The following is a 22,612-nucleotide window of genomic DNA, read 5'->3' as shown; positions in this document are numbered from 1 at the left end:
GGCGGAGCCCCCGAGCCCCGCCCCGCCGCACCGGCCGTCCCGGCCCGTCACTCGGTCGGCGCCGCCCCCTCGGTGGTGGCTTCGCCGCCCGACTCCCCACGGTCGCGCCGCCGCTCGGCGCGACTCGCGATCCGCTCCCGACCGTTCTCCACGATCGTGTAGAGCGCGGGGACCAGGGCCAGCGTCAGCAGCGTCGACGTGACCAGTCCGCCGATGACCACCAGGGCCAACGGCCGCGAGATGAAGCCGCCGTCGCCGGTGATGCCGAGGGCCATCGGCACCAGGGCGAAGATGGTGGCCGCTGCCGTCATGAGGATCGGCCGGAGTCGGCGGCGGCCGCCCTCCATCACGGCCTCCCGAACGCCCATCCCCCGGTCGCGGTACTGGTTGATGAGGTCGATCAGGACGATCGCGTTCGTGACCACGATGCCGATCAGCATCAGCATGCCGATCAGGGCCGGCACGCCGAGCGCGGTGCCGGTGACCAACAGGAGGCCGACGGCACCCGTGGCGGCGAAGGGCACCGATACGAGCAGGATGAGCGGTTGCACCAGGCTCCGGAAGGTGCCGACCATGATGATGAAGACGATCGCCACCGCCAGGAGCAGGGCCAGTTGGAGGTCGGCGAAGGCGTCGTCCTGATCGGCCGTCACCCCGCCGAGTGAGTAGGAGGCGCCGGCCGGGAGGTCGATGCCGTCGAGGGCCCGGCTCAGTTCGGCGCTGGTGGCGCCGATGTTCTGCGAGGTCGCGGTGGCCGTCACGGTGGCGCTCCTGGCGCCGTCGATCCGCTTGAGCTGCACCGGTCCCTCGATCTCGGAGACCTCCGCGACCTCGGCCAACCGCACCGGGCCGGCCGGCGTCGGCAACGCCAGCTCACGAACCTCCTCGGGAGTGGCGGGGGCCTCGACGGTGCGCAGGACGACGTCCCGGCGTTCCTCGCCGATGGTCAGCTCGCCGACCGGGGCGCCCCGGAAGGTCTGCGCGACCAGCTGCCCGATCGCGCCCTCCGACAGGCCGAGCGCGGCGGCGGCCTCGCGGTCCACCGCGACCCGGACCCTCGGGACGGACTCGCTCAGGTCGCTGGTGACGTCGGTGACGTCGTCGACGCCCTCCACCGTCTCCCGGACGAGGTCCGAGGCGGTGAGGAGGTCGTCCTGGTTGGACGCCTGGACGTTCACCTGGAGCTGGCTGGTGTTGAAGCCACCACCACCGGCACCGACCGTGATCTCCCCGACGTCGCCGAGCCCGGCGACCCGGTCCCGGACCGTGCCCTCCACCTCGGTGGCGTCGGCGTCCTCGTCGAGGGTGAGCGAGAAGCTGGCCGCGTCGGAGCCGCCACCGCCGAACAGGGCGGCCATGCCAGTACCCCCGCCCACGGTGACCTGGTAGGTGCTGATCTCCGGGATGTCAGCGAGGACCTCCTCGACCTGCCGGGCGGCGGCGTCCGTGGCCTCCAGGCTGGTTCCCGCCGGCATCTCCTGCTGGAGGCTGAGCGTGTTCTGGCCGGACGCGTCGAGGAAGTTCGTCTCCAGCCTGGGGACCATCGCGACGGTGCCGACGAGGACCAGGGCGGCGATCCCGACGGTGACCCACCGCCGGATCGTGACGAACCGCAGGACCGGCAGGTAGACCCGCTGCAACCACGACCGACGTTCCCGTTCGGCCGCGGCGGCCTCGATCTCGTCCCGGGCCTCGTCGTCCTCCTCGGTACCGCCCTCACCCCGGTCGCCGACCTCGGACCGCAGGAACCAGTACGCCAGGACCGGGATGATGGTCAGCGCCACGAGCAGGGAACCCAGCAGCGCGACCGCGCTGGTGAAGGCGAAGGCGCTGAACAGTTCGCCGACGATCCCACCGGCGAAGGCGATGGGCAGGAAGACGGCGACGGTGGTCAGGGTGGACGCGGTGATCGCGCCGGCGACCTCGCGGACGCCGTCGAGCACGGCGCGTCGTCGGTCCGCCGTGTAGGAGAGATGTCGTTTGATGTTCTCCAGGACGACGATCGAGTCGTCCACGACCCGGCCGACCGAGATGGTCAGGGCTCCCAGCGTGAGCATGTTCAGGGAGAGACCGCCGGCCCACATGGAGAGGAGCGCGACCACCAGCGACAGCGGGATGGACACCGCCGTGACGATGGTGGAGCGGAAGGAGAACAGGAACAGCAGGATGACGAGGATCGCGAAGACGAGTCCCAACGCGCCCTCGGTGGTGAGCCCCTCGATGGACCGCTCGACGAAGGGCGCCTGGTCGAAGACGACGGTCAGTTCGGTGCCCTCGCCCAGCGCCCGCTCCAGTTCGGGGAGCAGGTCCTGCACGGCCCGGGAGACCTCGACCGTGTTGCCCTCCGGGGTCAGGGTGACGGTGATCCCGAGGCTGTCCGAGCCGTTGGTGCGGGTCAGGGAGGTGGCGGCGTCCTCGGTCTCGGTGATCTCGGCGACGTCCCCCAGCCGCACCGGCGTTCCGGCCCCCGGGGCGTCCTGACCGGGGGTGAGGGGCAGCTCGGCCAGCTCCTCGACGGAGGTCAGCCGCTCACCCGTCTGCACCGTGAGGCTCCGGTCGCCGTCGGTGACCGCGCCGGCGGGGAACGGTGTCCCGTTGGCCTGGAGCGCGTCGGAGATGGCGGTGGGGGCGAGCCCCGCCCTGCCCAGTGCGGCCTGGTCCGGTGTGATGGTGACGGTGGTCGTCCGCGCCCCGCTGACGCTGGCCTCGCGGACCCCGCTGACGGACTCGATGTCGGGCACGACGACGGTGTCCAACCGCTCGGCGAGCCACTCGGAGTCGTTGTCGGAGGTCGCGGCCAACACCAGGGCTGGCAGCATGTCGGTGCTCCCGGCGACGACCGTGGGGTCGACGTCCTCGGGCAACTGGAGGCGGTTGACCGCGCGCTGCATCTCGTTGACGGCGTCGCCGATCGAGGTGCCGAAGTCGAACTGGACCTGGATGGTGGCCAGGTTCTCCGTCGACACCGAGGTCAGTTCCGACACGCCCTGCGTGCCCCTGACGGCCGTCTCGATGGGCCGCGTCACCTGGTCCTCGACGAGGTCGGGTGAGGCGCCGGGGTACGGCGCGATCACGGCCGCAGCCGGTAACTCCATCGGCGGCAGGAGTTCCTGCTTCAGCGATAGGACGGCGAAGGCCCCGGCCACCGCCGCGACGACCGCGATCAGTGCGACCAGGGCACGGTTGGCCAGACTCAGCTTGGCCAGCTTCATGAACGACTCCCCACCAAGGTTCGTTAGCCTCGGCCAAACATTCTGCCTGAGGCTAACGATTCACCCGATCGGGGTCCGCTGCTAGCGTCTGCCGTTGCCCGGCGGACCGCCGGTGCGAGCGGATCGAGGAGAACCGGTGGCTGCGGAGAGAGAACTCCTGCTCGACCGGGTGGTGGACGCCCTACGTGACATCCAGCAGACCTTCGGCGTCGTGGAATCGCCGTTGCTCCAGGTCAACCTGACGATGCAGCAGCTCCGGACGCTGGTCTTCCTGGTCGTCCGACGGGGCTGTTCGAGCCAGGAGCTGAGCCGGCTGCTCCGGGTCAGCTCCGCCACGGTGACCGGCCTGGTCGACCGGTTGGAGACGCAGGGTCTGGTCGTTCGTCGCCCGGACCGCGACGACCGCCGCGTTCGACACGTGCTGCCCACGTCCGACGGTGACGCGCTGGTCGCCGAACTCCAGGACAGCGGCACGGCGTCCCTGCGGACGCTCCTGGTGGACCTGGGGGAAGGGGACCTGCGGGACCTGGCCCGGGTCCTGCTGCGGCTGCGCGAGCTGGCCTTCGCCCGGGTCGGGCGCGAGGAGGTCGCGGCGGCGGGAGCCGCCGACGAGGAGGCGGACACGCCTCACGACCGGCGGTGACCGCCGTGGTGCGGATCGTGGGGCGGCCAGGCGTCACCGCGGGGCCGCCCCACCGGCTCACGTCTGCTGGTCGAGCAGCGCGAACGCCATCTCCCCGTCCTCGTCCGGCTGCACGTCGAGGACCTTGTCCCTGAGGTAGTCCACGGCGCCCGGCGACAGGAAGACCCGCGCCCCGGGCCCGGAGCCCACCACCTGGTCCTCCTGGTCGGGTTCACTGCACAGCGAGACCGCGAGAGCGGCGCCCTCCTCGTTCTCGGAGTCCACGTCGAAGCGCAGACCGCTGGTGTCTGGCTGTCCTTCGGCGTTCCTGAGATCGTTGATCGCCTCGGCTGCGGCGTCGGTGACGGCGAGCATCCTGCGTTCCTCCCGGATCGACGGCGGGCTGTCTCCGTACCGCCGCCACCGTAGTCCAGACGGATGCGGCGCGCGTTCCGGCACGTCGCCGGGCCCGCGGCGAGGCAGTCGCCCGACGTCGACCACGGCCGCCTCGTCGAGACGTGGCTCCCGGGTCCGGGGCGGGCGGGCGCCGAGCCCTGGGGCCTCGCGGCGGCCGGTACCCGCACGACGACCAGGGCGACCGGCTCGTGGGCCGACTCACCGCCGTGGCCTGGTGCGACGCCTGAGCGCGGACGCGGGGTGGGTCGGACAGCGGCACGCCCGACCGTTCCCGGCACGCGCGTGTTCGGGCTGGCACCGCGGGCCGCCCCTCGGCCCATCCCGCCCCCGGCGTTCGCGTCCTCCCGAGGACCCACCGCCATCGCACGGCTCCCCGTCCCGGAGGCATCGGACGGCGACGGGGTCGCGCTCCACACCCGCCCCCGCCACGACGCCACCCGCCAGGGCCGCTCACCGGTCGGGCGGCCGTGGACCGGACGTCGCGCCGTCTACCGAGCGCTCCCCTCCACCACGTCCCGTGGCACGCCCCGCCGAGTGGGAGGGACCGGCGGCAGGGCGTCCTCCAGCTGGTCGACGACCTTGCCCACCATCACCCACCCCTCGCCCAGCTCGGCCCGCGTTGGCAGGCTCCCCGACGACAGCGTTTGCCCGCCGGGGTGGGTCCGTTCACCCAGGCACCCGAGGATGGTGCCCGCGTCCAGGTCCAGCCAGCCCTGGTGCCGGCAGGCCGAGACCAACGTGGTCAGGTCGTGGTCCCCGACGGGCACGTGCGGTGGTGGGACGCCGAGGTCGGGCAACGCACCCCGGTCGTCCAAAACGATCTGCAACAGCGCGGCCAACAGCCGGCGGAGACCGACCAGGGCCAGTTCGGTCGCTCCGACGCTCTCGCAGAGCTGGACCTCCCGGAACCGCCGCCGCAGCAGCGCCGAGGCGTCCCGATCACCGGTGAGGCCCGCCATCCGCTCCCCCAGCGGGTCGGAGAGGGCCTGGAGCACCGAGGGCCCGGGGCACTCGGCCGCCCCCGGCAGCCCCCGCGCCGCCACCGTCGTGGGCGCCGGCTCCAACACGCGGTCGATCATCGACCGCAGTTCCGCCGCCGCGAGCAGGACGGCCCGTTGCTGACGTGGCGAACACGGGGTGCCGGCCTCGCCGGCGGTGTTCCACCGCCCCTCGTCCGCCCCGCGCCCCTGCCCCGCGCGATCGATGTCCGACGACCGCGCCTTCTCGACCGGTTCCCGTGCCGTCATCAGCCTCAGTCCTCCGAGCTCGCGTCCGTCGCGGCGGATCCGATCCTCCGCCATTCTCCGACCTTCGCCGCCACGTCGCGTCCGCCGTCCGGGCAGGTCCCCCGGGCGAACGGGTGGCGGTGGCCCCGCGTCCCGCACCCGGGACGAACGGGTGGGCCCCGCCTCACGAGGGGGCGGCAGCGGACATCGGGTCCGCGCCGCCTGACCGCGAACCGGTGTCGCGCGACGCCAGCGCGCACCCGAGGCTCACGAGCGCGACGCACACCAGGTACGCGCCCACCGCCCCACTCCCGATCGACGCCTGGAGCCGCACCGCGATCAGCGGGGTGAGAGCACCACCGAGGACGCCACCCAGGCTGTAGGCGAGCGCGGCTCCGGTGTAGCGGTGCGTCGCGTCGAACAGCTCGGGCAGGTGGGCGCCCATCGGGCCGTACCCCAGTCCCATCGCCAGCAACGCGCCGACCAACGCGAGCGCGACGAGGGTCGGGTCGGCCGTGTCGAAGAGCGGGAAGAACACCAGGGCCCACCCGGCGCTCACCACGCAGGCGCAGACCAGGACGGGCCTCCGCCCCCAGCGGTCCGACGCCAGGGCGGCGAGGGCCGTCATGATCGCCAGACCCGCCACCGCCGCCATCGTCAACGCCAGGAGGAGCCCCCGGTCCATCCCGAGGACCGAGGTCCCGTAGCTGAGGCAGTACGCCGTGGCGAGGTAGAACAGCGTGTACTGCACCACCATCACCCCCGCCCCCAGCAGGAGCTGGCGCGGTTGCCCCCGCAACAGCGCCCCCAGCGGGGACCTCCGCGCGGGAACGGCCGCGCGCCGGAACGTCGGCGGCTCGGGGATGCGGAGCCGGACGTACAGTCCGACCAGGACCAGGACCGCGCTGACCAGGAACGGGACCCGCCATCCCCACGTCACGAAGGCGGAGGGGGCCAGGACGCCGTCCAGCACGAGGAAGGCGGCGTTGGCGAGGAGGAAACCCGCCGGCGGCCCCAGCTGGGTGAACAGGGCGTACCGCCCGCGCCGTCCGGGAGGGGCGTGTTCGGTCGCCAGCAGGGCGGCACCGCCCCACTCGCCGCCCACTCCCAGCCCCTGGACGAAGCGGAGGAGGACCAGCAGTGCCGGCGCCACCACGCCCAGCTCGGCGTAGCCGGGGAGCAGACCGATGGCCAGCGTCGCTGCTCCCATCACCACCAGCGACGCCACGAGGGTGTTCCGGCGCCCAAGCCGGTCCCCGAGGTGTCCGAACAGGACAGCGCCCAGTGGACGGGCGAGGAACGCCACCGCGAAGGTCGAGAAGGACGCCAACGTGCCGGCGACCGGATCGAGGGCGGGGAAGAACACCTGGTCCAGCACCAGGGCGGCGGCGAGGCCGTACGCGTAGAAGTCGAAGAACTCGAGGGCGGTGCCCACGAAACTGGCGGCGGCCAGCCTGGCGGCGGGCGGCCGGCCGGCGCCGGGATGAGCGCCCGCGCCCCCGGTGGTGGTCTCCGCGATGTCCATCTCGCCACGACGTTATCCAGCGGGGGACCACCGCTTCCATCCGCGAACGGGTCAACCTGCCGCTCGAACGAGCGAAGATGGGCCGGAGCACGCCCCTCGAGGGGACCGGGGCAGGCCCGACCTGCTCGGCTCGCTGGCGTGGCGCCGCCCGTACGGGCGGACGCGGTCCGGGAGGTGACCCCGCGCGCTCGGTCCGGGCCGGGTGGGCGGTGTGAGGGCCGCACCGCCCGTCGACGAGGGGCGCGCCCTCGTGCCGCCGGCCTTAGCCGGTCTCCCGCCGGGGTTCGTCCAGGAAGGGCCAGGGGGCGTCCGAGGTCAGCGCGGGCAGGACCTCCTCGGTGGCGTCGGGTCGGCGCAACACGACCTGTCCGCCGTTGACCTGGACGTGATGCATCCGGCTGCCGTAGGAGACGAGGCGGCGCAAGGCCTCGCTGTAGGTCACCTGCTCTCGCTCGGCGAACCGCACGATGGCGGCCACGGTGGTGGGGTGCATCGTCAGACTGCTGTGGCTGTCACTCACGTCGGGGTCGCTTTCCGTGCCGGGGATCAGGGGCTGGTGCTGGCCAGAGCTGATCGGTAGCCGACAAGCCCCGATAGTGGTGGTGGGCGACACACTAGTGGGCAATCGCCCAGGCAGCACCTCGTGACGAACGGGACCTGATCATCGTGCTACCGATGGGGAGGGGACCTTACTCCGTGCCCCGCGCCCTGCCCGTTCAGGGGAACGGAGGGCCCCGCTGGTGCCCACTCCCCAGCCGGACCGGCGCACCCCGGCGTGCGGCGCCTCGTGTCACGCTCCCGGCAGTTCGAGGAGCGACTGGCCGGTTCCGACCGCGTGCCGCCCGACCCTCCGCAGTCCCGCCCACATCGACACCTGGTTCGCGGTGATCACGGGTTTCCCCAGCTTCCGCTCCAGGGGAGCGATCAGGTCGTAGGTGCGCACGTTCGTGCAACTGACGAAAACCGCCTCCGCCTTCGCGCCGTCCACGTCGAGGACGGCCCGCTCCACCTCGGCGTAGGTGAGGTCCCAGATCCGGTGGACCAGGCCCAGGCCCGTGCTGCCGACCACGCTGACGCCGTGCTCGGCGAGGAACCGGTGCAGCCGCTCGGTCACCTCGTCGATGTAGGGGGTCACGACCGCGACACGTCGCGCGCCCAGCGCGGCCAGCGCCTCGGCGAGGGCTCCCGAGGAGGTGACGGCGCTGGGAGCACCCGCCTCCCGCATGGTGGCCCGGAGCTCCCGTTCCCCCGCCCTGCCGTTGACGAAGCTCGCCGACGCGCAGGCGTAGACGAGTGCCTCGGGTTCGGGCACGAGCACGTCCCGCACCGCACCCCGGAGCGGTGACGGCCGGGTGAGCGCGGACGCGAGTTCGTTCGTGACCGGCATCGGCACGTAGGGCAGTCTCGTGAGGTAGAGGGACACCTCGGGCGGGGCCCAACGCCACAGCTCGCGGTCGAGCGCGAAGTCGAAGGGAGCGATGACCCCGACGCCGGCCGCCGGCGGCGACGCGGGCGCCGGTGGTGCCCACTCCGGCCAGCGCTCCCCCGCTTCCGCCGGGTGCTCGGGGGCCTTCCGCCGCGCGGCACCGTCTCCGCCGCCCGTGCTCTCCCCTGGCGCGAGGGCGACCTGGGCGGGGAGGGTCGTCGCTGGCGGTCGCGGCGGTTCCGGCGCGGCGGTCCGGTGGTCGGGGGGCCGTCCCACCCGCTGCCCTGGCTGTGCGCGCTCCTCGGGAGCCAGGACCTCGGCGGCCTCGGTGGTTCCGGGGGGTGCGGGCAGCGCGGCGGCGAGCCCCACGAGCGCGCGGCAACGCGCGAACTCCACCGGGGTGAACGCGATCCCGGGGCGGGTCAGGACGAACACTCCCCCGGTGGGCGCCCGGAGGCACATCCGGGTCCCGGAAACGGTGTCCGGGGCGCAGCCAGCCGGGGCCGTCGCCGAGTGGTGGGGTTCGCCGGTGGCGGCGAGGCGGGCGAGAGCGGCGGGGAGCGTTCCCCGGTCCGCCAGCAGACCCGTCGCCACGGTGAGCACCCGGGTGGTGGTGTCCGCGAGGTCGTGGACGTCGGCGACCGCGAGGTGGGTCCCCCCGCCCCCAGCCCGCGTGACGGCCTCGGCGAGTTCGGTCTCCGTCACCTGGTCGGGCACGGTCGCCAGGAACTCGTCCACGGCACCTCCGACCTCCGGGTGCACCTGCATCGAACGGATGTTCACCTCGAGTTGGGCGAGATGGGCGGTCAGGAGGGCGAGGCCGCCGGGAGCGTCGTCGACGCGGGTCCGGATGCGCCAGAGGCGACCGGCCGGCGCGAGGGGACCGTCCTCGACCGGGCACGTCCCGCCGGGCACGTCCTCGACCACCGGGTTCGACTCGACGCCGCCGGGCCCGGCGGCGGGGGCACCGGCCGGCGCGGAACCCGTGACGTCCGCCCTGCGGTGCGTCCACCAGCGGTGGACGAGTGCCGCGACGACGAGGAGAACCCCGAAGGCGACGAGCAGGCCGGCGCCGAACTCCAGGTGACCGACTCCGGTGGCCAGCAGGTGGACGGCGCCCGCGGCGAGGAACAGGGCCGCCAGCTCCACCACTTCCGCCACCCAGCCCCGCCAGCTCCCGGTCGGGCCGTGCGCCCGGTGGCAGGGGCCGGCCACACCGCTCACGCCGTCGCCCGACACCGGACCCGTGGTCGATTCGCTCATGGCGCCAGCGTGGGCGCGCTTTGTTGCGCCACGGGTGTGCCGCCGTGACGCGGCCGTGACGGGCTCTGTCCAACCGGGTGATCCTGGCGCGAGGAGGCACGTTTTGGCACCACGACCGCCGGGAAGCCGACAGGCACAGCGGGGGCGGTGGGCACGGCACCGCTCCGCACCGAGATCGGAGGAGGGACAGTGGCAGCCGAGTTGACAGGGCAGAAGATCGCGTTCCTGGTGGCGCCGGAAGGCGTGGAACAGGTGGAACTCACCGAACCGTGGGAGGCCGTGCGGTCGGCTGGGGGTCAGCCCGAACTGGTGTCGACCCAGCAGGGCACCATCCAGGGCTTCAACCACCTGGACAAGGCGGACACGTTCCCGGTCGACCGGGTGGTCGACGACGTGAGCAGCGCCGACTACGACGCCCTGGTCCTGCCCGGCGGGGTCGCCAATCCCGACTTCCTGCGGACCCATGCCGGGGCCGTCGCCTTCACCAGGCAGTTCTTCTCGGAGGGCAAGCCGGTGGGCGCGATCTGCCACGCACCCTGGACGCTGATCGAGGCCGACGTCGTGCGTGGTCGAACGGTGACGTCCTGGCCGAGCCTCCAGACCGACCTGCGCAATGCCGGTGCCACCTGGGTGGACCAGGAGGTGGTCACCGACCAGGGTCTGGTCACCAGCCGGAAGCCCGACGACCTCCCCGCGTTCTCGGCGAAGATCGTGGAGGAGTTCGCCGAGGGCAGGCACGAGGGTCAGCGACGGAGCGTCTGACCCGAACCGCCGTCGGGACCGGGGGCACGGAGCGCCACGCCCGTCCCGGTTCCGGCGCTCGGCGCCGCGCGGCGGCGCCGGAAGGAGGCCCGAGCGATGTCGGTGAGCATCTCGGGAGAGGGCACCTCGGAAGACGTGTGGCGCGGGTGGGCCGCGCCACGGGAGTGGCCGGAACTGGACCTCGAGGCGGCGGGCGTCGCGCTCACACCGGTGGTGGTGGCCCCGCACCCCGACGACGAGGTGTTCGGGGTGGGTGGCGTGATGACGGTGCTGGGCGGTGCGCAGGTCGTGGCCGTCACCGACGGCGACGCGGCACACCCCGGGGCTGGGGCCTACTCCCCGGCGCAACTCGCGATCATGCGGCGATTCGAGAGCGCGCAGGCCCTGCGGAGGCTGGGGCTGCGGGACAGCGCGGTGCGCACCCTGGGGCAGCTGGACGGCGCGGTGGACGAGAAGAGCCTGACCAAGGAACTGGAGGGCCTGCTCCGTCCCGGGCAGTGGTGCTTCGCCACCTGGCGGGGGGATGGTCACCCGGACCACGAGGCCGTCGGCCGCGCGAGCGCGGAGGCCTGTGAACGCACCGGGGCGCGCCTGTGGGAGTACCCGATCTGGATGTGGCACTGGGCCAGCCCCGACGACCCGCGCGTCCCGTGGCACCGGGCACGGCGGATCACGCTCCGCACCGGGGTGGTGGAGGCCAAGCGGCACGCGGCCGCCGCCTACGAGAGCCAGCTGAGACCCCTCGATCCGGGCGCAGCCGCCCCGGCGCTCGCCCCCACGATGGTCGAACGCCTGCTGCGGAACTACGAGGTCGTCTTCGGGTGAACGGGCGGGTCGTGCGCCGGAGGAGCCCGGGTGCTCGACCGTGCGCGCGGGGCCTGACCGTTCGTGTGCCGGAGCGGCGAGCGGGAGGGGTGGGGCCGGGCGCTGGTAGCTGGTAGCTGGTAGCTGGTGGGAGCCTCGGCAGTCGTGAGGAACGGCGCTCACCGTGACGGGACGGAAACGGGCCGCACCCGCCATTCGGCGGTCCATCCCTGCCATTCGGGGGTTCGCCCGTTTATTCGGTCGCGGTGGACGGATGAAACACGCACGGCGCGTGACTGGATTTCCACCCGCAATTCACACGGGTGGCGGGGTATGCCCCCGAAAGGGACGGTATATCCGCTCCGGGCACCGGCCGCCGCGCTCCCGGGGCGTTACCAACGCGCCCCGTTCCGCACCCCAGGACGGGAGAGCGGCCCCCGGGGGCGTGGGGCCCGGACGCGGAGCCGGCGGTGCCCCTCGTCCGGTGGGACGCAGAACGCTCCCCACCGGCCCACCGACGGCAAAACACCTGACGGAGGACGGGTTCGGGCCGCGGGGCGCGCCGCCGCGGGTGGAGCGGGCGGCGCACCGGCCGCGGGTCGTCGACGCCCCGCGGCCCGTGACGCACGGCGGCCTCAGACGCGGGGAGTCACCCCACGCATGACGTCCCCACCGCGATCCAGGTCGTGCAGGAATCTGACGAACCACCTCTTGAAAGCACGCATCGCCGTCGCACCCCAATCCTTGTGTAATACCGTAAGTGAGCGGAAAGCCCGGGTGGCTCCCGCAGGACCGGGATGGGTGCCGAACGCATCAACAACCAGCCCACCCGTGGGTCGCCACAGACCCCCTCCGTATTACAGGGTTCCGAGAATTTTTCATCCCGTGCCGTCCCACGTCTCCGCCTGGTACCTGCCCCCGGGGTTCCAGAGCAGGTAACCGGGGGCCTTGGCCTCCTCGGCGGCTCGGATCTGGGCACGGACCTCGTCCGGTCCGAAGTCGGCCCCCACCGAGAAGTCCTGGAGCCACGGCACGACCTGGGCCCCGGATCCCGCCAGCAGTCGGACGACGTCAGCGAGCGCTCGGCTGGTGATCTCGTGGGGCTGCGATTCGGGCCGCGCGATCCCGTACTCCCCCGGGCCCCAGCTCGAGGGGAACAGGATCGGCGCGACGAAGTCGACCTGGCCGCCGATCGCGGGGATGTCCTGGGCCACCTCCGTGGGGCGGGTGGCCGCCACCCCGTGCACCGCGGCTCCCACGTACGCGCCGTAGGGCCGCACCGCGTTCCTGGCGTCGCGGAGGAACTCGGCCACCCCCTGTTCCGGGGAGCCCGCGAGCCCGGGGAACCACAGGAGGTCGAGAGCGCCGTGCGGGCGGCGCACCTCGTCGAACACGACGTCGTCGAATCCGAGCTCGGCCGCCTCCACCGCGAGGTCGATGTTGTACTGCCGCACCTCGGGGTTCGCGAAGTTCGTGAACACCGGCCCGCCGTAGCCGGCGCCCCAGGCCGTCCCGTCCCGGGAGCGCACCACCCGGTCCGGTTCTCCCCGCTCCCAGGACCACCCGGCGAGCACCGGGTCGCGGAACGTCACGATCCTCCCCGCCACGCGCACGCCGGCGGCGTGCAGCAGGTCCAGGGTGTTGGCGACGTCGTAGCGTTCCCGCACGGCGCCGATCTCCCGGGCGAGCGGAACGCCAGTCGCGTGGGCGACCCACCCGTACTCGTCCTTCACGTCCAGCTGGACGGTGTCGATCCACCCCTCCTCCGCCAGGCGCAGGATCTCGTCGCGGACCGGGGCGCGGGCCCAGGCCGACGCTCCGACGTGCACCGCCCGGCCAGCCGGGTACCGCACGTCGACCACGACCCGTCGTTCGGTGACGTGACCGGTGACCCCTCGGGCGACGACCTCGATGGCGGGAGGTGGGGCCGGGAAGTCGACGGCGAAGGTCCCGTCCGCCGCCAGCGCGACCGGTACGCGTTGCACGGTGAGCGCGGTGGCCCCGCTGACCCTGCCGGTGAGGGTGAACGGTTCGGAGGGACCACCGACCTCGACCGGCTCCGGGATGCTGATCACCGGTCGCGCGATCGGCAGGAACGGGAAGGCGGGAACCGGCATGGCCGTGAGAGCCGCCGCGTCGACCGTGGTCGGTCGGTCGCTCGCCGTTCCGTGCCCGTTCGCCTCCACGTCGTTCGTCGACGGGGGGCGCCACTCGTCGCCCCACGGCCAGTCGGGCGGGAGCTCCGGGCTCCCTGTCCAGGCCGAGCCCTCGCTCTCGGTACCCGGGGCGGTCAGGTCGTCGGGTCCGGCATCGCCGTCCGGTTCGGAGGGGGCCGGGGGCTCGGGGGCCGCGGGCGGTCCCGGGAGCGTGGATGCGGAGCCGGCGCCCGCGCTGTGGGAGGACATGACGGCGGGCGGGGTGCGAACCGTGGTCGCTCCCGGGGCCGTTCCCGTGCCCGCGAGCGCGGCCTGAACCAAGGCCGCGACGAGCGCCACCCGGGTGGCCCCGACTCCGCGCGCCCACCCGGTGGCGTGACCCCTGCCGGGGGAAGCAGTGCGACGACGAAACATGACGACCCCGCTGCCGACAGTGACCGGACGAGCCCGAGGCTAGCCGGAGTGCTCGCAGCGCGCAGCGCGGAGAAGTGGGCTTCTGAACTGCGCTTTCCGCGCGAGTGTCGTGGTTCCGGGCCTCGTCGGTCTGGAGGCGACAGCCCTGCGGCCGGCAGCCCGGAGCGACAGGGCAGCGTCGACCGAGCGATCACCACTGGTGATCACCACGTGCGTAGTGCACCTGAATGATCAAATGTCAATCACCCGACAGAGAGCCTCGTTACCTCACTGTCTGGCTTCGTGGCGCCACGCTCCGAACAGGTCTCCTGGTCGTGGTGGTGACACCGCCCGTGACGACCCGCCCGACGAGCCCCGCCGCGCGCCCGATCGAACACCCGGACCAGGGGCGAAAGCCGCAGGAGAGTTGCATCCGGCCTGTCGCTGCGGGAGTCTTCGACTGTGAGTGAGGAAACCATCCGACTCGACCTTGACGACGCGGGCGTGGCCACCGGACTTCCGCGTCCGTTTGACACCAGGGACCAGGTTCAGGGAGTTCCCTACCGTCCGGTGCAGTTCCGCGACGACGATCTGCCCTCGGCACTGGAACGGTCCGCGGCCTGGCTGCGGCAGACCCAGGAGTGGCTGGGCGAACCGGTGGACGTCATCGCCGTCCACCTCGACTACGACGACAGCGAGGGCGCGCCCTACTACGACCTCAAGTTGTTGTGCAACGAGGAGGACCTGGCGGGTGCGCCACTGGCCCTCCGGACCAGAGAACAGCGACCGAGCAACTAGGCGGCCGGCGGACAGCAGGAGCCGGGGCGGATCGACCGCCCCGGCTCCGTTCGTGTCCGGGCCCGCTCCTCAGGACGCGGGTGCGGCGCTCACTCCCACTCGACGGTCGCCGGGGGCTTGCTGCTGATGTCGTAGACGACCCGGTTGACGCCGGGGACCTCGTTCACGATCCGGTTGCTGACCCTGGCGAGGAAGTCGTAGGGCAGCCGGGACCAGTCGGCCGTCATCCAGTCCTCGGTGTCGACGGCGCGCAGGGCGACGACGTCCTCGTAGGTGCGGAAGTCGCCCAGCACGCCCACGCTCTTGTCCGAGGTGAGCACGACCAGGGCCTGCGCCGTCTGCTGGTACAGGCCCGCGGACCGCAGCTCGGAGATGAAGATCTCGTCGGACCGGCGCAGCCGCTCCAACCGCTCCGGGGTGACGGCGCCGGTCATGCGGACCGCCAGGCCGGGGCCCGGGAAGGGATGCCGGTCGACGATCTGCTCGGGGAGACCGAGGACCCGGCCCGCCGCGCGCACCTCGTCCTTGAAGAGGAAGGACAGCGGGTCGAGCAGCTCCAGCTTCATCGTGTCGGGGAGGCCGCCCACGTTGTGGTGGGTCTTGATCTTCGTAGCGGCCGCCGAGTGCCGGCCCGAGTCGCCGGCGCTCTCGATGACGTCCGGGTAGGTCGTCCCCTGGATGAAGTAGTCAGCCCCCTCGAGGCTCGGGGCGACCTCCTCGAAGACCTCCATGAAGCAGCGGCCGATCCGGCGGCGCTTCTCCTCCGGGTCGGTGACCCCGTCGAGCGCCTCGAGGAACTTCTGGGAGGCGTCGACCTTGAGCACCTTCATGTCGAGGTGTTCGGCGAACACCGCCATGCACTGGTCGGCCTCGTTCTGCCTCAGCAGGCCGTTGTCCACGAAGACGCACGTCAACTGGTCGCCCACCGCACGGGCGGCCAGCGCCGCGGCCACCCCGGAGTCCACTCCACCGGACAGGGCGCAGATCGCGCGCCGGTCACCGATGCGCTCGCGCAGCCACTCCACGGTCTCGTCGACGAAGGAGGTGGTCGACCACTGCTCGACGCAGCCGCAGATCCGCCGGACGAAGTTCTCCAGGATCGTGCGACCGAGGGGGGTGTGGGCCACCTCCGGGTGGAACTGCACGCCCCAGTAACGCGCGCCGTCGCTCATCGCGGCGATCAGCCCACCCTCGCTGCGGGCGACAACCCGGTGACCCGGCGGGGGCTCGAGGATGTGGTCGGTGTGGCTCATCCACACCTCCAGCGACTCGCCGATCCCCTCGAAGAGGAGGTTGTCCTCCAACACCTTGACCGTCGAGCGGCCGAACTCACGCCGCTCCGCCGCCTCGACGCGACCGTCCTGGTGGTAGGCGATGAGCTGCGCGCCGTAGCAGATGCCGAGGACCGGCACCCCTGCCGACCGGACGGCCTCGCTCAGGCCGGGAGCACCGGCGTCGTACACGCTCTGCGGCCCACCGGAGAGGATGATTCCCTTCGGGGCCAGCTCGGCGATACGCTCCTTCGAGCTGTCCGCCGGCAGCAACTCGCAGTACACACCCAGTTCGCGCAGGCGGCGCGCGATCAACAGGCTGTACTGGGATCCGAAGTCGAGGACGACGACGGCCTCGTTCACTGAGGCGGACGGGCGGTTGTAGGCCAGCGACCGCTGGGCACCAAGACCCGATTGCATTCCAACTCCTGCTACTCGGCAAACCCGCTAACGGCCCTGCTCCTGAACCGGTGGCAACGGTAGCACTCCGCAGTGGGCCGTCCGGCGGGGTCAGCGGTGCCCCTCCGCCCCACCGCTCCGACGGCCCTGGTCCCCTTTCGCCAGGGCACGGGGCGGCTGGTCCGACCTCCCGCCGCGTTCGACGGCCACCGGCATGACGAGCGGGTGAGGCAGGTTACCGCCCGGGAATGCTCACACCCCGCTCCGGGTGCGGACCGGCCGACAGCCGGCGGCCCCGGTGCCGTGGCGGCCGCGGTTCCGCCCGATCGCCCCGGGGATCCCGCTACCAGCGGTGCCCCGTGACCTCGCCACCTCCGACCAGTAGCCGCCGGGCCGACGCGTCGGCGGGAGGGCCGGCGGGTGTCCTCCGGTCCACCGTCGCCCTCCTCGTCCCGGACCTCAGAGCAGGCCGAGCAGGAGACCGCCGCCGACGACGAGCGCGGAGAGGTTGATGAGGAGGAACACCACGATCCACATCAACGGGCCCGCGGCGGTGAGCCGGGCGAGCTGGTGCGCGTCGGAGTCGCGGGTGTCCGGGCGGTTGCGCATCCTCCCGAGCTCCCGCACGGGGCGCACACCGGCGAACAGCAGGAACCATGCGAACAGGAGACCGAACGCCTCCTGGACCTCGACGGCGGCGAACCAGGCGACCAGGAAGATGACCGCCCCGGTCAGCAGTACCGAGAGCACGCCGAACGGGTTGCGGATGGCGAGCAGCATCGCGGCCAGCACGACGACGGAGCCGATCAGCAGCCCCCGGGTCATCCCGTTGGTGACGAGGTAGGCGGCGAGCAGCCCCAGGAGGGACGGTGCCGGGTACCCGGCCACGAGGGTGGCGATCATGCCCGGCCCTCGGGGCCGTCCCACCGACACCGTCACGCCCGAGGTGTCGGAGTGCAACCTGATCCCGGCGAGCCGTCGACCGGTCAGCAGCGCCACGATCGCGTGACCGCCCTCGTGGACGATGGTCACGACGTTGCGGAGGAGGCGCCAACTCCCCCGGTGCAGGACGCTGGCCAACGCGACCAGTCCGGCGGCGGCGACGAGCGCCATCCCGGATTCGACGGTTCGCTCGAGAAGTAGGTCCACCGACGCTCCAGCTTCCACATGCGGCATCCGCGCTCCCCAACCGGAGCCGTCCCAAGATTCCATACGCCGCCACGTCGGCGGTCCGGGGTGGGACCGGGGGCCGGGGGGACGGCCGCGGCGCTCCGACCGACATCGCACGGTGCGCGCGGGGGACGGCTACGCGGTGGTCCACGACCCGGCTGGGCGCTGACCCGGAGCCGCCGAGGGCGCGGGACGGCGGACCGGGCGGGCCGGCCCGCCCCGGGACGGCCCCCTGCCCGACCACGTCCGGTACCCGAGGAGCGCGGAGGGCACGGGCTGGCACCACCCCGCCGACAACTCTCCGCGACGACGGGCACACGGCAGGTTACCGGAGGGTGACCGGCGGACCAAATCCCTTAGACATCCCTGAGATGACCCTGAAATGGCGGACGGGCGATTGATTCGCCCGCCGCCGATGTGTCACTGTCCTGCTGCGACCACGACCAGCAGACCCCGACGGGAACAGCGGCCGTCTACCCTGCTCCCGACAGCGGCGCAAAGCGGCGCCCGCCTACCCACGCGACGTCACGCCGACGGCTCCCGGGGCAGGTGCGGAACGGCAGGGGTCCCACGTCGTCCTCGCCGTGGCCCACGGTCGCCCGACCGCAGGCTCTACCGAGACGACCCGCGCACCGAGGGGATCATGGACAGTTCCCAACCAGGCAACCCGACCGGCACCACTCGACCGACGCCGCGCCCCGCCCGGCCGCGGCCGGTGCCCAAGCCGGTTCGCCGCCTGCGTCCGGAGGCCAAACCGGCCCCGGTGCGGGTCATGCACTTCAGCGACACCAACCTCCCGCGACGCGACGGCATCGTCACCTCCACGCGCACGCTGCTCGGAAGTCTCGTCGACCAGGGCCACCAGAGCGTGCTCGTCGTACCCCACCACCCGTCCCAGGGTTCGGAACGCGGTGTGCTGACCCTGGACTCGGTTCCCTGCGGTGTCGCGGCCCTGCGGCTGGTGCTGCCGAGAGCGGCGCACGTGGACCAGCTGGCCGGCTGGGCACCGGACGTCGTCCACGTCCACACCCCCGGCCCGGCCGGGCTGTTGGGGATCATGACGGCCCGCAGGTTGGGTGTGCCGGTGGTGCACACCTACCACACGGACCTGCACGCCTACGCCGAGGCGTACCGGGCGCCGAGCGCCGCGCTCCGGTTGATGCTGCGGATGTACGCGCGGAGGCTGGACCGCCCCGTCCCCAAGGTGGGGCGTGGCCGGAACGCCAAGCGGGCGCTGATCGACGCCGTGAACGAGCTGCTGCTCGAGGACGCCGGTGCCGTCGTCGTCCCCACTCCGGCCATCCTGGAGCGCACGACCCTGTCGGTACCGGAGGACCGGATGTTCGTGGCGCCCGCCGCCGTGAGCAGGCCGTCCCTCGACGCGGACGCCGCTGCCGACTTCCGGCGGCGGTGGAGCATTCCCGAGCGCGCTCCGGTGGTGCTCTTCGTGGGCAGGGTGAACCGGGAGAAGGGCGTCGACCTGCTGGTGCCGGCCTTCGAGCGCGTGGCGGCGGAGCTGCCCGACGCGCGCCTGGTCCTGGTGGGCGCGGTGTACCAGAAACGCGAACTACGTCGGATGTTGAAGCGGCATGGCATCGCGGACCGCACGCACGTGCTCGGTGAGCAGCCGGCGGACGAGGTCGCCGCCGCCTACGCGGCCTGCGACGTGTTCGCCTTCCCCTCCCAGAGCGACACCCAGGGCCTGGTCCTCCAGGAGGCCGCGCTCGCTGGCCGGCCGGCCGTTCTGGTCGACCCCGCGCTGCACACCTCCAACGCGGTCGCCAATGCCTTCGAACTGACCGAGCCGTCCCCGGACGCCTTCGCCGACCGGACCGTGGACCTGCTCCGAGCGCCGGAGCGGTCCGCCGCCATCGGGGCGCGGGCCAGGGAGCGGGCGGCAGCGCACACGACGGCCAGCTACGCCTCGACGATGGTGGACATCTACCGGCACGTCCTCGCCGACTGACCGGGTGGAGTGGGGAGTTCGTGACCGTGGCGAGCCGTGATCGCCCTCGCCGGGCGGTCGGCCCCGGGCCGACCGTCCGGTTCGGGGCTGGTGGCTCGACGGGGGACCCTCAGATGCGCTCGCCGGCCTTCAGCCGGGTGGTCACCTTCCGCTCGGCGACGAAGGAGAAGAAGGGGACGGTGCCGGCGAGGAGGACGAGCACGGTCCCCTTGATGGACCACCGGCACTTCATCGCGAGATCGAAGGCGAACACCAGGTAGACCATGTAGGCGAACCCGTGCACCGGCCCGATGATGGTCATCACCAGGTCGTGTTCCGCGAGGTAGCGGAGGGGCATCGCCACGAGCACGAGGATCAACAGGCAGACCCCGGTCACGAAGGCGAGGACCCTGAACCGGGTCAGCGCGCCCATCGGGACGGTGAAGGTCTGCGGCTGCTTGTCCACCGAGGTCACGTCGCCTCCATCTGGGCAGGGGAGCCCGGTCGTTCGTCCGCTCGACGCAGGGCCGCCAGGTACTCGTTGTACTCGGTCAGCCCGGCCTCGTGGTCCTGTGCTGGTCGGTCGTTCTCGTGCGTGCGTGGTTCGGAGCCGGATCGGAGCCTGGCGAGCTGCGCCTCGGCGGCGGCGGCCCTCGCCGAGACGCGGGGCGACGGGGCCGTGCCCTCGGCCTCGTCGGCCCGTTCACCGCCGTCCTCGAGGACCACTGGGAGCTGGGGCGACGCCGGGTCGGCACGCTCGGCCTCCATGCGCAGCAGGCGCCACCACACGTACGCGGTGAAGACGCCGATGAAGGGCCAGAGCACCGTGTAACCGAGGTTCAGGCCGCGTCCGTCGATCGACTGGAACCGGTCCCACTGCCACCAGCCGAGCCGGAACGACGCCAGGACGATCACCAGGGTCAGCAGGTGCAACACCAGCCACCGAGGTCGTAGCAGCAGGTCACGCACGCCTGGACGCTAGCACTCCGGTCGGGTGCCGGTGCGAGCCGGTATGCGCCAGTCGTGGTCCGGGTCGCCCCGGGAGTGCTGGGGCGACGACCAGGGGACGCGCCGACGACACGGTGATGGGTGAACACCGCCGGAAGGCCGGTCCCAGCTCGTCCGGGACGGGTGGGGTGGGCGTTCGGCGCGCGGACGGCGAACGGCCCGGTCCCCCCTTCCGGGAGAACCGGGCCGCCGGTCCGCTGGCGCTACCTGTCAGAGCGAGATCCCCCGCTCCGCCAGCCAGGGCTGCGGGTCGATCTTCTGTCCGTTGACGTGCACCTCGAAGTGCAGGTGCGGGCCGGTGGACTGACCACGGTTGCCCATGGTCGCGATCTGCTCGCCGACACCCACCCGCTGGCCGACGCTGACCAGGGACTGGTCGATGTGGCCGTAGACGGTGATGGTCCCGTCGTCGTGCTGCACCCGGACCCACAGGCCGAAGCCACTGGCCGGCCCGGAGCTGATCACCGTGCCGGAGGTGGTGGAGTAGATCGGGGTTCCGATCGAGTTGGCGATGTCGACACCGTAGTGCGTGGTGCCCCACCGGGCGCCGAAGCCGGAGGTGAAACGCCCCTCGGCCGGCTTGACGAACTGGACGTTCGCCGCGGCCTGCTCGGCAGCAGCCTGCTCAGCCGCGGCCTGCTCAGCCGCAGCCTGCTCAGCCGCAGCCTGCTCAGCAGCGGCCTGCTCAGCAGCGGCCTGCTCAGCAGCGGCCTGCTCAGCCGCAGCCTGCTCGGCAGCAGCCTGCTCAGCAGCGGCCTGCTCAGCAGCGGCCTGCTCAGCCGCAGCCTGCTCGACGGCGGCCTGCTCAGCCGCAGCCTGCTCGGCAGCGGCCTGCTCGGCAGCAGCCTGCTCGGCAGCAGCCTGCTCAGCCGCCCGGCGCTCGACGGCCTCCTGGGCCGCCTGTTCGGCGGCGGCCAGCTTGGCCTGGAGTTCCTCGTTCTTCTGGAGCTTGGCGGCTTCCTCCTGCTGGTCGACCTGCCGATGGATCGGCAGGACCTCCAGCGCGGGCAGCCGGCCGTCGGTGTCAACGCCGGAGTCGCCGAGGGCGACGCCGGAGCCTGCCACCAGCGGGCCTCCCGCGAGGAAGAACGCCCCGGCCAACGCGCCCGCTACCGCGGACTTGTGGCCTTCCCGCAGCGGGAGCTGCGGCAGACGATGTGCTGCGCGGCCGTGACGGGAGGACCGAGCCAGTGCCTCCAGCAGAGCCGGCGAGGGATGGTGACCGCTCAGGGAGCGATGCCGAGCCATAGATGACCTTTCGTCCGTCTCGGGGGAGGCTCGGCCACTCGGACTCGGGCGGGGGATCCCGGAAGGGAGACCGATCTGTCATCCCTTGCACGTCCATACGCCGTGACCGAACCGTGACGTACTGACTGACCGTAACCAAAAAAGCAAAATCAATGCAAGTGTGGGTGACGCCGCACCCATTCACCATGATCGAAATAGCCAAATGGTCACTATGCGCGATCTCTTGCGCATTCAACCGCCAGCCGCAGGACAAAACCGCCACCTTCGCCCGGATATTCCGCACCCCCCGACAACACCCCCGACCACCGGCGCCAGCGGCATCCGACGCCTCGGCCCGCGATCTCGGGAACCACCCATCACGGCTGGCAGCGGCGTCATCCACCTCCGCCGAGGCGCCCACCCCCACAACCAGTCGGCAGCCCGAGTGACGGCGCTCACCCGAGCCCTGGACCCGCTCCGGGCACCCGCCGAACCGCCGTCTCGGGGCCCTCGGACAGCCGCCCCGAGGTGGGTGGCCCACCAGGTTGAAGCCCCTGGACCAGCAGGACCTCGGACCCACCGGGTCACGTCGTGACGGCGGCCACGACGCCACCAGGACGCGGCCCAGTCGAGCGCTCCGCCATCAGGCACCAGCGAGCCAACCGAAGGACGGGCACCCCGCCGCCGCCCCCGCCCCCACCGCGCGGGTCACGGGGTGACGAACCGGGATCTCGCGTGGAACCGGGGACCGCCGATGAGGATCTCGGGACCGGACGATTCGCAATCCCCCATTTTCCCGCGACGCGAACACCTTCTTCTCCCCGTCCACCACACGACGAGATCACGTGAGCCGGGAAAAGGGTCCACTGTGCTTCCGTCCATGGTAGACCGGGACACGGCCGTCCACCGATCCCCCTTTTTCCCCTTACCGAATCCCGCACGTGATCACGGACCGTGATCACCTCGCCGGTCGGGTCGGTCGGATCGG

General features: G+C 72.4%; 17 protein-coding genes. 5 read left to right on the top strand and 12 right to left on the bottom strand.

Annotated elements, in window-relative coordinates:
• Positions 1–47: 47 nt before the first annotated feature.
• Positions 48–3,212, bottom strand: coding sequence for an efflux RND transporter permease subunit (locus C1701_RS21855; protein ID WP_103056531.1), 3,165 nt, complete (start codon positions 3,210–3,212; stop codon positions 48–50).
• A 136-nt stretch (positions 3,213–3,348) separates the two neighbouring features.
• Between C1701_RS21855 and C1701_RS21850 the strand changes: the two genes are divergently transcribed.
• Complete coding sequence (locus C1701_RS21850) at positions 3,349–3,855, top strand: MarR family winged helix-turn-helix transcriptional regulator (protein WP_051313927.1); 507 nt, start codon at positions 3,349–3,351, stop codon at positions 3,853–3,855.
• A gap of 57 nt (positions 3,856–3,912) precedes the next feature.
• On the opposite strand, the gene C1701_RS21845 is transcribed toward C1701_RS21850, so the two are convergent.
• From C1701_RS21845 to C1701_RS21825, 5 genes are all read right to left on the bottom strand, one after another.
• Positions 3,913–4,209 carry an iron-sulfur cluster biosynthesis protein gene (locus C1701_RS21845; protein WP_026418733.1) on the bottom strand — a complete coding sequence of 99 codons (297 nt, stop codon included), beginning with the start codon at positions 4,207–4,209 and terminating at the stop codon, positions 3,913–3,915.
• Positions 4,210–4,739: 530 nt separating this feature from the next.
• Complete coding sequence (locus C1701_RS21840; RefSeq protein WP_337661880.1) at positions 4,740–5,498, bottom strand: hypothetical protein; 759 nt, start codon at positions 5,496–5,498, stop codon at positions 4,740–4,742.
• 163 nt (positions 5,499–5,661) lie between these two features.
• Positions 5,662–7,002 carry an MFS transporter gene (locus tag C1701_RS21835; protein ID WP_026418731.1) on the bottom strand — a complete coding sequence of 447 codons (1,341 nt, stop codon included), beginning with the start codon at positions 7,000–7,002 and terminating at the stop codon, positions 5,662–5,664.
• A 262-nt stretch (positions 7,003–7,264) separates the two neighbouring features.
• Positions 7,265–7,522 carry a hypothetical protein gene (locus tag C1701_RS21830; RefSeq protein ID WP_026418730.1) on the bottom strand — a complete coding sequence of 86 codons (258 nt, stop codon included), beginning with the start codon at positions 7,520–7,522 and terminating at the stop codon, positions 7,265–7,267.
• A gap of 270 nt (positions 7,523–7,792) precedes the next feature.
• On the bottom strand, positions 7,793–9,691 hold the full coding sequence (locus tag C1701_RS21825) for a hypothetical protein (RefSeq protein WP_103056529.1): 1,899 nt from the start codon (positions 9,689–9,691) through the stop codon (positions 7,793–7,795).
• Positions 9,692–9,880: 189 nt separating this feature from the next.
• On the opposite strand from C1701_RS21825, the gene C1701_RS21820 reads away from it, so the two are divergent.
• Together C1701_RS21820 and C1701_RS21815 are read left to right on the top strand one after the other, a co-directional pair.
• The gene (locus C1701_RS21820; RefSeq protein ID WP_030105600.1) at positions 9,881–10,453 is read left to right on the top strand and encodes a type 1 glutamine amidotransferase domain-containing protein; all 573 of its coding nucleotides are present in this window, start codon (positions 9,881–9,883) and stop codon (positions 10,451–10,453) included.
• Positions 10,454–10,549: 96 nt separating this feature from the next.
• Positions 10,550–11,278: a PIG-L deacetylase family protein gene (locus C1701_RS21815; RefSeq protein WP_026418728.1), complete on the top strand. Its 729-nt coding sequence runs from the start codon at positions 10,550–10,552 to the stop codon at positions 11,276–11,278.
• 857 nt (positions 11,279–12,135) lie between these two features.
• Here C1701_RS21815 and C1701_RS21810 read toward each other — a convergent pair.
• On the bottom strand, positions 12,136–13,662 hold the full coding sequence (locus tag C1701_RS21810; RefSeq protein WP_337661879.1) for a putative glycoside hydrolase: 1,527 nt from the start codon (positions 13,660–13,662) through the stop codon (positions 12,136–12,138).
• Positions 13,663–14,268: 606 nt separating this feature from the next.
• Here C1701_RS21810 and C1701_RS21805 point away from each other — a divergent pair.
• Complete coding sequence (locus C1701_RS21805) at positions 14,269–14,604, top strand: hypothetical protein (protein ID WP_016701163.1); 336 nt, start codon at positions 14,269–14,271, stop codon at positions 14,602–14,604.
• Positions 14,605–14,693: 89 nt separating this feature from the next.
• Here C1701_RS21805 and guaA read toward each other — a convergent pair whose 3' ends face one another.
• Both guaA and C1701_RS21795 read right to left on the bottom strand, forming a co-directional pair.
• Positions 14,694–16,295 carry a glutamine-hydrolyzing GMP synthase gene (guaA, locus tag C1701_RS21800; RefSeq protein ID WP_103056527.1) on the bottom strand — a complete coding sequence of 534 codons (1,602 nt, stop codon included), beginning with the start codon at positions 16,293–16,295 and terminating at the stop codon, positions 14,694–14,696.
• Between the two features lie 438 nt (positions 16,296–16,733).
• Complete coding sequence (locus C1701_RS21795) at positions 16,734–17,450, bottom strand: M50 family metallopeptidase (protein ID WP_026418725.1); 717 nt, start codon at positions 17,448–17,450, stop codon at positions 16,734–16,736.
• 766 nt (positions 17,451–18,216) lie between these two features.
• Here C1701_RS21795 and C1701_RS21790 point away from each other — a divergent pair.
• Positions 18,217–19,410, top strand: a complete 1,194-nt coding sequence (locus C1701_RS21790; RefSeq protein ID WP_162183673.1) for a glycosyltransferase — start codon at positions 18,217–18,219, stop codon at positions 19,408–19,410.
• Between the two features lie 109 nt (positions 19,411–19,519).
• On the opposite strand, the gene C1701_RS21785 is transcribed toward C1701_RS21790, so the two are convergent.
• From C1701_RS21785 to C1701_RS21775, 3 genes are all read right to left on the bottom strand, one after another.
• On the bottom strand, positions 19,520–19,864 hold the full coding sequence (locus C1701_RS21785; RefSeq protein WP_026418723.1) for a DUF3817 domain-containing protein: 345 nt from the start codon (positions 19,862–19,864) through the stop codon (positions 19,520–19,522).
• Positions 19,861–20,358, bottom strand: a complete 498-nt coding sequence (locus C1701_RS21780) for a hypothetical protein (protein ID WP_051313926.1) — start codon at positions 20,356–20,358, stop codon at positions 19,861–19,863. The genes C1701_RS21785 and C1701_RS21780 overlap by 4 nt, the downstream gene beginning before the upstream one ends.
• Positions 20,359–20,607: 249 nt before the next feature.
• Positions 20,608–21,462 (bottom strand): M23 family metallopeptidase, encoded by an 855-nt coding sequence (locus tag C1701_RS21775; protein WP_337661878.1) that lies wholly within the window; start codon positions 21,460–21,462, stop codon positions 20,608–20,610.
• Between the last annotated feature and the right edge of the window lie 1,150 nt (positions 21,463–22,612).

It is taken from the genome of Actinoalloteichus sp. AHMU CJ021 (genome assembly GCF_002895405.1).
GTDB classification, from domain to species: Bacteria; Actinomycetota; Actinomycetes; order Mycobacteriales; family Pseudonocardiaceae; genus Actinoalloteichus_B; species Actinoalloteichus_B caeruleus.
This window is presented reverse-complemented; position numbering and strand designations above follow the sequence as displayed.